The following is a 614-nucleotide window of genomic DNA, read 5'->3' as shown; positions in this document are numbered from 1 at the left end:
GCCGGATGGCGAACCCAACCGGAGATCGCGCGCCGCAACTACGACCAAATCGCGCGCGCCCGCGTCACCGGCGAGGTAGCGATCGACGACGACATCTGGCGCACCCTGCAACAAGCCCGCCTGATCACCGGGCACGGCACCGGCACGATCACCGGCTCCACCCAAGACGCCGCACGCCGCTACCCGTACCTGCAACCCAACATGGGCACCACCCTGGCGCCGACGACGCGAGCGGATACCGATATCGATCGCCGAACCGCGGTCGAGCGCACGCTGGGCGCACCCAGAAATCCGGCAGTCGCGTTGCCGAGCCTCGCGAAGGTCGACGCGGTCATCGCCAACACCGACGAACTGCTCGAGACCGAGGAGGCAGCAGCCGATCTCGACGACGGCCGCGACGCACGAAAAATGCTGCTGCCCCGAGCAGTTCGCGATGCACCGATCTCGGCCGACTACAGCGACACCGAAACATGGCAACGCCGCCACGCCGATGCCCTGCGAGAAGTACAGGATCTCGCCGCCGAGCACAGCACCATCGCCGACGGGCTCAACGGAGTAGACGACCAAGCCCGTATTGCCCGGCTCGACCGCCTGCGGGCCGGCCTGAGCGCCGC

The 614-nt window shown here is 68.2% G+C and carries 1 protein-coding gene; it reads left to right on the top strand.

The annotated features are described in order from the left end of the window. Positions 1–614: hypothetical protein (locus NA3_RS37960; protein ID WP_167355101.1), on the top strand; the 614-nt coding region annotated here is incomplete at both ends.

Origin of the sequence: Nocardia africana NBRC 100379 (assembly GCF_001612635.1) — a bacterium.
Taxonomy (GTDB): domain Bacteria; phylum Actinomycetota; class Actinomycetes; order Mycobacteriales; family Mycobacteriaceae; genus Nocardia; species Nocardia africana.
The sequence above is the reverse complement of the archived record's forward strand: the minus strand, read 5'-3'. Positions and strand labels throughout refer to the sequence as shown.